The organism is Actinoplanes sp. L3-i22, assembly GCF_019704555.1.
Classification (GTDB): Bacteria; Actinomycetota; Actinomycetes; order Mycobacteriales; family Micromonosporaceae; genus Actinoplanes.
Genome location: NZ_AP024745.1, coordinates 2,577,731 through 2,588,894, shown reverse-complemented (window position 1 = coordinate 2,588,894; position 11,164 = coordinate 2,577,731). Strand labels below are relative to the sequence as shown.

General features: G+C 72.9%; 8 protein-coding genes. All 8 read right to left on the bottom strand.

Translation table 11 applies throughout. From position 1 onward, the window contains the following. Positions 1–1,368, bottom strand: coding sequence for a type VII secretion protein EccB (gene eccB, locus L3i22_RS11575; RefSeq protein ID WP_221326964.1), 1,368 nt, complete (start codon positions 1,366–1,368; stop codon positions 1–3). A gap of 6 nt (positions 1,369–1,374) precedes the next feature. After that, positions 1,375–2,757: a type VII secretion integral membrane protein EccD gene (gene eccD, locus L3i22_RS11570; RefSeq protein WP_221326963.1), complete on the bottom strand. Its 1,383-nt coding sequence runs from the start codon at positions 2,755–2,757 to the stop codon at positions 1,375–1,377. A gap of 28 nt (positions 2,758–2,785) precedes the next feature. Next, the gene (gene eccCa, locus L3i22_RS11565; RefSeq protein WP_221326962.1) at positions 2,786–6,760 is read right to left on the bottom strand and encodes a type VII secretion protein EccCa; all 3,975 of its coding nucleotides are present in this window, start codon (positions 6,758–6,760) and stop codon (positions 2,786–2,788) included. Continuing rightward, positions 6,757–7,104 carry a hypothetical protein gene (locus tag L3i22_RS11560; RefSeq protein WP_221330616.1) on the bottom strand — a complete coding sequence of 116 codons (348 nt, stop codon included), beginning with the start codon at positions 7,102–7,104 and terminating at the stop codon, positions 6,757–6,759. The genes eccCa and L3i22_RS11560 overlap by 4 nt, the downstream gene beginning before the upstream one ends. Next, positions 7,101–9,365: a hypothetical protein gene (locus tag L3i22_RS11555; RefSeq protein WP_221326961.1), complete on the bottom strand. Its 2,265-nt coding sequence runs from the start codon at positions 9,363–9,365 to the stop codon at positions 7,101–7,103. The genes L3i22_RS11560 and L3i22_RS11555 overlap by 4 nt, the downstream gene beginning before the upstream one ends. A gap of 53 nt (positions 9,366–9,418) precedes the next feature. After that, complete coding sequence (locus L3i22_RS11550; RefSeq protein ID WP_221326960.1) at positions 9,419–10,243, bottom strand: hypothetical protein; 825 nt, start codon at positions 10,241–10,243, stop codon at positions 9,419–9,421. A gap of 75 nt (positions 10,244–10,318) precedes the next feature. Next, positions 10,319–10,615, bottom strand: a complete 297-nt coding sequence (locus tag L3i22_RS11545) for a WXG100 family type VII secretion target (protein ID WP_221326959.1) — start codon at positions 10,613–10,615, stop codon at positions 10,319–10,321. Between the two features lie 16 nt (positions 10,616–10,631). Beyond that, positions 10,632–10,952, bottom strand: a complete 321-nt coding sequence (locus L3i22_RS11540) for a WXG100 family type VII secretion target (protein ID WP_221326958.1) — start codon at positions 10,950–10,952, stop codon at positions 10,632–10,634. Between the last annotated feature and the right edge of the window lie 212 nt (positions 10,953–11,164).

The window sequence follows — 11,164 nt, the reverse complement described above, 5'->3', positions numbered from 1 at the left end:
TCAACCCCTTGGCAGGCCGGTGACGGCCTTGCGACTCAGTACGGGGCCCTGCGGCATCGTCGCCAGCAAAGCGGAGGGGAACGGGACGGGCTGCGCCGCGTCCAGGCGCAGCGCGCCGGCCGACTCGTCGTCGGCGACCTGGTGGACGTACCCCTGGTCGGAGATGAACACGATCGGCGGTTTGGTGCCGGCCGCGGTGGTGGCCGGCCACGGCGTGACGACCATGCCCGAGCCGATCGGGGTCAGCACCGTGGCCCGGCCGGCCGAGTCCACACCGGACCAGGCGGGATCGACGAGGACCACTTCGGTGCTGACCATCTGGGCGGAAACCGCCTGCTGGCGTACGCACAGCGCCCGCCCGCCGAGCGCCTGCGGCTTCAGCGCGGCCAGGTCGGGCAGCCGGTCCAGCAGGGACCGGTCGGCCGAGCGGGCCGCCCCGACGACGGCGGCCGGATCCAGCTCGACCGGGGCGTCCGGGCTCGCCGCGTCCGCGAACAGGAACTCGGTGCGGCTCATCGGCGCGAGCCCGTCCTGCCGCAGCACGAAGAGCTGGTCGGTGCCGGAGTCCGAGCGCTGCCGGAAGAGCGCACCGATCGGGTACTCCTTGCCGCCGACCTCCGGTCCGGGGTCGCCCGCCCCGGGGATCGGCGCCGGGCCCAGGTCGGGACCGGCGCCGAGCGTGCCGAGCCACGCGTTCGGGGCCGGCGGCGGGTCGATCGCCGCCGCGCCCAGGGCCACCAGCACCGCCGGGTCGGCGACCCGGAACCGCAGTTGCCCGGTGACCACGTACGGAACGTTGTTCCTGGCCCGCACCACGGTGAAGCCGCCGGCCGGCAGCGGCGCGGCCGGCGCGCCGGGGATCAGGTCCAGGCCCGGCCCCGCGGTCTTCGAGCCGGGCACCACCGAGCCGGGCAGGCAGGCCAGCCAGGGGCCGGAGACCAGCGCGCCCGGTTCCGGCAGTCGCGGCGGCGCGCCCGCCACGCCCATCGGATAGCCCCGCGGCACGTTCTTGATCGAGTCCTTGGAGATCAGCTTGACCTGGGCTCCGGACCCCTTGATCAGCAGGGCCGAGGCCATGTCCGGGGTGGGGTGCAGGGCGCCGTCGACGTAGACGTAGCGGTCGCCGGTCTCCTTCTCCACCAGGATGACGCCGTCCTGGCGGTAGGCGCTGCTGCCGCCGGGCACGATCCAGCCGTACACGGCGAAGCCACCGACCAGCAGCAGGGCCAGCAGCACGCCGATCGACAGGCCGGTCTGCAGCCGCCGGCCGGGGATCGCGGCGCCGGTCGGGTCGCCCTCGACCAGGGCGGAGCTGAGTCGCCCGACCATGAAGACCTGGGCATGTACGTGGTCACGTTGAGTCTGCACGCGCGATTACCCGAACAGCCCGCGGGCCCAGGCGTACAGGCCGAGAAGGTGGGCCAGGACCGGGAGCGCCGCCACGCCGGTGGCCACGTCGAAGAACGTCGCGGTGTACTCCCAGAACGGCAGCATCCGGCGCGACCAGGGCCGCATCGCCGCCATCACCAGCGGGACGATCAGGCCGAGCAGCACCGCCGGCAGGATCCACCAGCTGGCCCCGGGCAGCAGATCGGCGAGCCGCAGCACGGCCAGCACGCTGCCGGCGCCGCCGGCCAGGGTCAGCCCGAGCCGCTGCCAGAGCCCGAAGAAGGCCCGGGCGCGCAGCAGCAGCGCGGCCGACATGATCACCACGTAGGCCCAGCTCGTCCAGCCCGGCTCGCGCAACGTGAGGTGGAACAGCACCGGGACCAGCAGCGCGGTGGTCACCATCGTCACGGTCAGGTACGTGTCGGCCTCGTTGGTGCGGTCGCGGACCACGTCGGAGGGGGCGGGCTCGACGTCGTACGCCATGTCGGCCCCGGTCTTGGGCAGTTGCGGCCCACGCAGCCGGGCGAGTTTCACCGCGACCCGCGGCGACACCACGACGATCCCGGCGAACACCGTGACGCCGAGTGCCGCGGTCTGCGCCGCCGACATCACCGAGCCGATCCCGACGAGCAGCAGCAGGGTCGCGACAAGAGCGGTCAAACCCAGAACCAACATCGGCGCGTACGGCATGTGTGGCGTCACCGTCCGCTGGGCCAGCAGCAGCAACCCCGAGACGGCCAGCACGGCGACCGACGCGCCGAGCAGCTCGTAGTCGTCGGGCACGGCGCGGGCCGCGCCCAGCCCGGCGAACGCCGCCGCACCGAACCCGAACAGCAGCGCGAACAACCCGTCCGGGACCCGGCGGGCGCAGACCAGCGCCGCGCCGGTGAAGATCACCGCCACCACCCCGGCCGCGATCACCTGGGCCAGGGCCGGGCCGCGGGCGGTCAGCACCGCCGCGACCAGGGCCATCACCACCGCCGACAGGATCACGAACAGCGGCCGGCGATGCTCCGGCTGCCAGCGGTCCGGCCGCCGGTTGACGATCGTCGCCATGCCCTCGGCCACGTCGTCGAAGTCCAGCTCGGGCAGCGGGTCCTCGGCCGGGCGCAGGTACAGCTCCTCGCCCTCCAGCCAGTCCAGGCTCTCCGGGGTGCCGGACAGCGCGAACGGCGGCTCGCCCAGGCGCTGCAGGACCCACGCGCCCTCGAAGCCGTCACCGGACCCGCCGGTGCCGTCCGAGGTGTGCCGCAGCAGCACGGGCAGCAGCGCGGCGACCGTGACGGTCGGCGGAACGGCCAGGTCGGCCCGGCGTTGCGGGCCGGTCACCGTGATCCGGCACAGCGGTGTCTCGGTCGCGGTGGTCACCGCGGCCCCCTTTCGGTACGGCCGGCCGTCATCCCACGAGTCCGGTCTGCATGAGCGTCACTCCCCGGCGCGTGACCAACTGGGCCCGGCCCGGGGGCAGTCGGCGAGGGACGGCCTCGCCGAGGAACTTGCCCTCTTCCTTGGGGTACGACAGCAGCGTCGCGGGCGTGCCCAGCTCCCACATCCGGCGGATGACCGGGTCGTTCATCGCCCGCATCGCGCCCGAGGTGCTGCGCGCGACGATCACGTGCAGGCCGATGCTGGTGCCCTGGGCCAGCAACGGGAGCAGCGGTTCCAGCGTGGAGCCGATGCCGGTGCCCCGGGTCATCAGGTCGTAGTCGTCGACCACGACGAACAGCTCCGGGCCCTCCCACCAGTCCCGGCGGCGCATCCGCTCGGACGAGATGTCCGAGCCGGGCACCCGCTTGTTCATCGAGACCGAGGCCTGGCCGGCCAGCTCGTACAGCTTGTCGCCGGTGAAGCCGAAACCCACCAGATATTCCGGGCGTACGGCCAGATCCAGGTCCCGGCGCGCGTCGCCGAGCACCACCTTGGCCTGCTCGGGGGTGTAGCGCTCCTGGATCGCCCGCAGCACCAGCCGCAGCATGTTCGACTTGCCGGTCTCCGAGTCGCCGAGGACCAGCAGGTGCGGGGTGGTCATGAAGTCGTGCCGGACCGGGGCGAGACGCTGCTCGTCGAGGCCGGTGCAGACGGTGAACTCCGGCTCCGGCGCCGGGAGCTGATCGACCGGGAGACGGGCGGGCAGCATCCGTACGCCCGGTGCCGGTGCCCCCGGCCAGAACGTGGCGATCTCCTCGGCCACCGCCTTGGTCGCCTCGGCCAGGTCGGCCGAGTCCATCCCGGCGTCCATCCGCGGCAGCGCGCCCAGGAAGTGCAGCCCGCCGCCGGTCAGGCCGCGGCCCGGCTGGTTCGGCACGGTGGCCGCCCGGCGCGAGCCGTGCTCGGACTCCATCGAGTCACCCAGGCGCAGCTCGAACTTCGTGCCGGTGACGTCGCGCAACCAGGTCCGCATCTCCGACCAGCGGGTCGCGGTCACCACCACGTGGATGCCGAACGACAGGCCCCGCGAGACCAGCTCCTGGATCCGGCTCTCCAGGTCGGCGAAGTCCTGCTTCATCGTGTACCAGCCGTCGACCACCAGGAAGACGTGCCCGAACGGGTCGTCGATCTCCCCGCGCGCCCGGGCGGCCAGGTAGGACGTCATCGAGTCCAGGCCGCGGGCGGCGAACTCGGCCTCCCGGCGCTCCATGACCTGGCCGACCTCCTGGATGGTGCGCACCACCCGGTCGCGTTCCATCCGGGTGGCGATCGAGCCCACGTGCGGCAGCCCGGCGATCGACGACAGGCCGCCACCGCCGAAGTCGAGGCCGTAGAACTGCACCTCGCGCGGGGTGTTGACCAGTGCCAGCGCCAGGATCAGGCTGCGCAGCAGGGTGGACTTGCCGCTCTGCGGCGCGCCGACGACGGCGACGTGCCCGTCCGCGCCGTGCAGGTCGGCGATCAGCAGCTCGCGCAGCTGGTCCTGGGGGCGGTCGACGATCCCGACCGGCACCCGCAGCCGGCCCTGGGCCGCCGGGTCGTTGACGGTCATGCCGCGGACCGGATCGGGCACCACGCTCGGCAGCAGCGCGTCGAGGGTTGGGGCGACCGACAGCGGTGGCAGCCACACCTGCCGGGCCGGCGGGCCGGCGTCGGCGAGCCGGTCGAGCAGCACGTCGACCAGGCTCGGGCCGATCGCCTGCTCGTCCTGGTCGCGCTGCTCGTCCGCGGCCGCGGCGGCCCGCTCGATCTCGGCGGCGCGGTCGGCCGCCGGGTCGTAGCGGACGGCGGCCTGCCGGGTGGTGAACGGCACCACGTCCAGCTCGGGGCGGGCCGGGCCGTCGGTGGTCCCGGGCCGGGCCAGTCGTCCGGTGTAGAGGCCGGAGACGTACGCCCCCTTGAACCGCACCAGGTTGGTGGTGTCCAGCTTGAGGTAGCCGTTGCCGGGCTCGGGCGGCAGCTCGTACGCCTTGGTGACGCCGATGACCGAGCGCGACTCCATCGACGAGAACGTGCGCAGCGCGATCCGGTACGACAGGTGCCCCTCGACCCGGTTGATCCGGCCCTCGTCGAGCCGCTGCGAGGCCAGCAGCAGATGGACGCCGAGGCTGCGCCCGAGCCGGCCGATCGAGACGAACAGGTCCATGAACTCGGCCTTGCTCGACAGCAGCTCGCTGAACTCGTCCACGATGATCAGCAGCACCGGGAACGGCACCAGCTGGGCGCCGGCCGCGCGGGCCTTCTCGTAGTCGAACAGCGACGCGTACCCCGACGCCCGCAGCAGCTCCTGGCGGCGGGTCATCTCGCCGTTGAGCGCGTCCTGCATCCGGTCGACCAGCGGCAGCTCGTCGGCCAGGTTGGTGATCACCGCCGAGGTGTGCGGCAGCCGGTCCATGCCCAGGAACGTGGCGCCGCCCTTGAAGTCGACCAGCACCAGGTTGAGGATCTCCGAGGAGTGGGTCGCGGCGAGCGCCATCACGAGCGTACGGAGCAATTCGCTCTTGCCCGAACCGGTCGCACCGATCAGCAGGCCGTGCGGGCCCATGCCGCCCTGCGCGGACTCCTTCAGGTCGAGCTCGATGACCTCGCCGTCCTCGGTGACCCCGATCGGCACGGTGAGCCGGCTGCGCTGGGGCTGCCGGCTGCGCCAGAGCGCGGGCGCGTCGAACGTCTGCGCGTCACGGATCCCGAGCAGCGCGGTCAGCTCGAAGCTGCTCGCCATCGGCTCGTCGACGATCTCGAGCATCCCGCCGGTGCGCTTGGGCGCGACGATCCGGGCCAGCGCCTCGCACTGCGCGACACCGAGGCCGTCGCGGACCGCCGAGCCGACGGTCGCGCCGGCCGGGTAGCTGACCCGATCGTCCTCGATGGTCAGCCGCAGCACCTTCGGACCGCCCGGCATGTCCCCGGTCAGGTCGAGCAGCACCACGTTGCGCAGGCCCGCGCCGAGCAGCCGGGAGCCGTCCGGCAGGTCGGCCAGGTGCGCGATGATCACGACCAGCGGTTCGCTCGCGGTCGGCCGGGCGTCCCGGTCGTGGTCGCCGCGCTCGCCGAACTCCGGGCCGAGCACGTCCAGCAGCGCGTCGTGCGTCCCGGCGAACAGGCGCACCGGCCCGGCCGCGTCCATCGCGGTGGGGTGCGCGTTGTGCGGCAGCCACTTGACCCAGTCCCACGGCTCGCGGTTCGCCTCCGGCGCGAGCACGGCGATCCGCAGCTCGTCCGGCGCGTGGAAGGTGATCAGCTGGGCCACCATCGCGCGGGCCAGCTCCAGGGCCGGATCGATGTGGCCCTCGAACTCGATGCTGGTGAAGCTGCGCAGCCCGACCGCGATCGGGATGCCGCCGACCGTACGGTAGGTCTCCTGGAACCGCCGCAGCGAGATGGACGCGAGCGGCTCCAGGTCCTCGATCGGCTTGGTCGACGGCGGGGTGAAGGTCACCGCCGCGTTCTGCCGGCCCAGGCCGATCCGCACCCGGCCGAAGTCGTCGTGGCCGGGCCGCCGTTCCCAGAGCCGGCCGCCCATCGCCAGCGACCACAGCCAGTTCGGCTGCGGGTTGTTCCAGAGCGCGGCCTCGCGCTGCTCGGCGGCCGCCGCGCGGGCCTGTTTGCGCAGCTGGTTGATGTAGCGCAGGAAGTCCCGGCGCTCGCCGCGCATCTTGCTCTTGCGGTCCGAGGCGGCCTTGCCGACCTGCACCACGCCCATCACGACCATGCCGGCGGCCATCACGCCGCCCATCACGTACATGATCGGCGCGCGCTGGTAGACGCCGAACATCGCCATCATCGCGCCCATGCCCAGACCGGTCGGCACGACCATGGCGAACGACCGGAAGTCGAGCGGCGCCTCCTCCGCCATCACCGGCGGCTCCTGCAGCTCGACGTCGCCGGACGGCATCTCCGGGCCGGCCGCGCGGGGCGGCCGTTTGACCGTGACGGTGCTCATCCGAGCGCTCCCGCGTCGTTGCCGCCGCCGCCCCAGGTGTTGGTGTCCTGGCGGAGCAGCTTCACCGAGTAGCGGTCGTTGCGGTACCGCTCGGCGGCCCGGTCCGGGTCCTCGTCGTCCGCGCGGGCCGCGGCTTTGGCCTCGGCTGCGGCCGCGGCATCGGCCTCCGCTCTCCGTTGGGCTTGCTCCTTGGCGTACGCCTCGCGCCTCGCCACCATCTGGCGGTAGTACTCCTCCCGGGTCAGGTCCGGACCGCCGCAGCTGATCCGCACCGCCGGCTCCGGGTCCCCCGGGGTGCCGGCCGAGCGGCGCCAGACCTTGCGCGCAGGCGTGTTGTCGGTCATCGGTCCTCGTCCTCGTCGGTGTCGGTGTCGGTGAGCCAGCCGGAGGTGTCGTCGTCCCACCCGGAGGTGTCGTCGTCCTCATCGCCGACGGTGAGCACGGGCACGAAGTGCCCGGTCGCCGCGACCGGCGCGGGCGTGCCCCAGACGCTCTCGGCCCGCAGCAGTTCGGCGGCGGCCGGGCGCTCCGGTTCGGCGTCCTCGTCCTCGGGCGCGCGCAGGGCCACCTCGGGCATCGCCACCATGCCGTCGCGGTTCGGGCGGACCGCGGCCGTGCCCATCGCGGTCTCCTGGGTGGGCGGCGGTGGCGCCTCCACCGCGGGCGCCGGCGGGTGCGCAGCCGGTCCCGCTGCCGGGGTCATCGGCTGCGCGGCCGGTCTCGCCGCCGGGGCCGGGACTCGCGCTGGGGTATGGGTCTTTCCGCCCGCAGTGGCCGCGACGGCTGTCATCGCCGCCGCCACCCCGAGGGCCGGTTCAACCGAAGCGGCCGGCGCCCAGTCCTCGGTGTCGCCCTCGACCAGGCCACCCGCGTCGGGGGCCTCGGGCACCCCGGAACCGGCGCCGGCCGGCTGACCCGCGCCGCCCCCCGGCATGCCGGGGACGCCACCGCCCAGGCCCGCGCCACCGGCGGCGACGCCCGACGGCGCGTCCGGAACGCCGACGTCGCCGACCACCGGGCTCCAATCCTGTTCGTCACCGCCCAGCAGGCCACCCGCGTCGGGAGCGTCCGGCACACCTGCGGATCCGCCCGGCTGACCGCCACCGGCGCCGGGCATCCCGCCCGGCATGCCACCGCCCAGGCCCGCGCCACCGGCCGCGACACCCGACGGCGCCTCGGGCAGTCCGATGCCACCGGCCGCCGGCGTCCAGTCGCTGCTGTCCCCGGTGAGCAGGCCACCGGCGTCGGGTGCGTCCGGGACGCCGGCCCCGCCACCGGCGCCGGCCGGTCCACCGCCTGAGCCCGGCATCCCGCCCGGCATCCCGGCGCCCGTGCCGCTGCCGACGCCGCCGAGCCCACCCGGGCTGGACAGCGCCGGCGGCTCGAAGTCCTCGACGTCGCCGACGCCACCGCCACCACCGGACGGAGCGGTGGCCTTGGGCGGGCTCACCGCCGCACCGCCGCCCTTGATACCGCCTCCGGTACCCGAGCCGATGCCGCCGAGGCCGGGCAGACCACCCAGGCCACCGCCCAAACCGGGCAGGCCGCCGACACCGCCGACGCCGGGCAGGTTGCCCACGCCACCGGCCCCGCCGACGCTGCCGGGCGGGTTGCCCACGCCGCCGACGCCGGGCAGGTTGGGGTTGCCGATCGATCCGGGGCCGGTGCCGCCGGGACTCGCCACGCTGGGGATGTTCACGCCACCACCGCCACCACCGCCGCCCAGGCTCGGTGGGGTCGGCGTCTTGACGTTCCCTCCGCCGCCCGCCCCGGTCGGCGTACCCACGTCGGGGGTGTTGATCTTGGGGATGTTTCCGCCGCCACCACCGGTCGGGCCGCCGCCACCGCCCGGGGTGTCCGGCGTCTTGACCTCGGGGGTCGGCGGGGGCGTCGGATCCTTCACCTTGGCGACGTCCGGGTCGACCGGCTCGGCCTTGTTGATCGTGATCTGGTACTGCTCGGCCAGCACCTCGACGACGTCGGCCATCGCGGCGGCCATCTTCGCCGACTCCGGGGTCGCGCTGATCGACACCGAGCCGGTCTCCTTGTTGAAATCGGCGCCGTTGGCCTTGGCGACGATCCCCCACTGCTCGTCGAGGTAGACGATCCACTGCTGCGCCCAGGCGAGGGTGTTCGCGCCGTTCATCAGATTCGCCGGCACCGAATAGGCGCCCTGGCCGTCACCGCCGCCGCCGAGGTGGTCGGCCTGGGACTTGAGCTGGTCGGCCAGCCCGTTCATCCGCTCCAGGAACGCGTCCGCCGCCGTGCCCTGCCAGGCCTTGCCGTCTCCGGCGATGGCCTTCGCGCCCTCCCGGACGGTCTTCTCCAGCCAGAGCAGGCCCTGCCAGGAGTAGTTGAACGCGTCCGCCGCCTGGACCAGCGACTCCGGGTTGACCAGGCCGTGGGCGTACGCGGCGGCGTCGGCACTGCCGCCCAGCGCCGAGCCGCCGAGCACCGAGGCCTCGATCTTGCGCCATCCGGCGTACTCGGTGGCCCAGACCCGGTAGTCGGGCAGATCACCGTCGGTCAGATCGGGCTGGTTGGGCATGAACGTCGAATCCCCGTACTGGGGGTTCTTCCAGGGATCGTTCTTCTTGTCCGGCATGCCCCGCCCGCTCCTTCGATTCCTGCCGTGGTTCCTGCGCCAGACGCCGCCGGCTAGACGGCGCCGCCGGTCGTCGACCCTTGGTATGTGCCGTGGTCGCCGAGGTGGTCGAGCTTGTTCCAGCTCCCCTCCATGACGTCGTTGAGCTGGTCGGCGGTCATGCTGTTGAAGTCCTCGGCCTCCGCGTACTGCGTGGCCAGGGCGCGCAGGTTGGTCTGCACCGAGGTGAGGGTGTCGTCGACCGCGATCATCAGCGCGTGCGTGTCGCTCTTCAGGCTGGTCCCGCCGGTGGTGCCGAGAATCAGCGCCCGCAACGCACGGGCCCGGTTGAAACCGCCCGGCCGCGGGTCGACGTCGTTCAGCTTGTTCTGCGCGTCGACGAAGAAGTTCGCCTTGCCGGCCGCGCCGACCAGGTCGGCCATCCAGGTCAGCGCGGCCGTGCTGACCGTCAGCTGCCGGTTCGGGTTGTCGCCCTGGTCCCAGGCGGTGGTCGGCGGCGGGACGAAGCCGGGGTCGTCGCTGGAGGCGTAATCCTTGTTCGGATCGAACGCCTCCGGCTTCGGGTCACCATCGCCGAGGTTGTCGTTGTACGCCTTGACCCGCGCGTTCCACTCCTCCTCGGTGAAGTGCTCCTTGACGATGTCGGCGATCCGCTGCTCCTCCTGGCTGCCGTCGTCCCCCTGGCCGCCCTCGCCCTGCGGGCCCGACTTGACAGGACTCTTGTTCCCGCCGTGGTGCTGCTGGGCGTGTTCCACCGAGGCCCGGATCGACCCTGGGGTGTACCACGAGGCCTCTTTGTCGGCGATCTCCTTCCAGAGGCCCGGATCCACCTTGTCGATCGCGTCCACGCTCGGCGGGTAGCCGAAATCGTCAGCCATGTTCATCCCTCGGAATCGTCACGGGACGGTACGGCGGCCACCGGGCATCCGGGCCCGGCGCGGCGGTACCGGCGGTCAGCGCTGGTTCTGCCAGGCGTTCATGTGGTGCTTCTCGACATCGCCGTAGTTGTCCGCGATGCCCGACAGCGTGGTCTGGGCCGTGCCCAGCTTGGTCACCATCTCGCCGGCGTACTTCTGCCAGGCCAGCTTGGAGGTCTCGTACTCCGCCTGGGCCGCACCGGTCCACTCGGCCAGGCTCGACTTGACGTTGTTCTCCAGCTCGTCGAGCGCGCTCTGGATCTGGCCGTTGATCGTGTTGATCGAGGCGAGCACGCTGCTGGCCTCGGTGAAGTTGAAGCTGTAGTCACTCATCGTTGATCCCTGTCGCTCAGAAGTGGGGGAGGCCGTCGCCGAACTGGCCGACCCGCGCGGTCGCGTTGTCCTCGGCGGCGCCGTAGCCGACCCGGGTCGCGCCCATCACCTCGGCCATGTGGTCGAGCTCGGAGATGACGGCGGCGAACGAGCTGCGCCAGCTGGCCATCGCGTTCTGGAAGTTCGTCGACGCCGTGCCGGTCCAGTGCGTGGCCAGCGTGCCGATCTCGGTGTCGATGCTCTTGAGCGAGCCGTTGAAGTCGCCGGACTTGTTGACGAACTCCTGGCCGGCGCTCTGCATGCCGGCCTGGGTGGTAGTTACCTGGGACTGCGCCATTCCGGACTCCTCGCGTCGGCTGCGTTGGCACGGGCAAGCTTCGGCGGCCGGCACCCCGCGGTCGACCTCCGCGGCGAGGCGAAGGTAAGAAAGGGCGGGCAGGACTGCACGGGCACGCCGCCCGGCCGTAGTCATCGGGAAGCGCCGGTTGCGCGTTCGTCCCTGATCCGCGCCGCCGCCTTCCGATCCCGCCTCGCGCGACCCTTCACTGG

Excerpts from the sequence above, each read along its gene's own strand:
- eccCa (WP_221326962.1), bottom strand. The coding sequence starts at position 6,760 with ATGAGCACCGTCACGGTCAAACGGCCGCCCCGCGCGGCCGGCCCGGAG.
- L3i22_RS11560 (WP_221330616.1), bottom strand. The coding sequence starts at position 7,104 with ATGACCGACAACACGCCTGCGCGCAAGGTCTGGCGCCGCTCGGCCGGC.
- L3i22_RS11555 (WP_221326961.1), bottom strand. The coding sequence starts at position 9,365 with ATGCCGGACAAGAAGAACGATCCCTGGAAGAACCCCCAGTACGGGGAT.
- L3i22_RS11550 (WP_221326960.1), bottom strand. The coding sequence starts at position 10,243 with ATGGCTGACGATTTCGGCTACCCGCCGAGCGTGGACGCGATCGACAAG.
- L3i22_RS11545 (WP_221326959.1), bottom strand. The coding sequence starts at position 10,615 with ATGAGTGACTACAGCTTCAACTTCACCGAGGCCAGCAGCGTGCTCGCC.
- L3i22_RS11540 (WP_221326958.1), bottom strand. The coding sequence starts at position 10,952 with ATGGCGCAGTCCCAGGTAACTACCACCCAGGCCGGCATGCAGAGCGCC.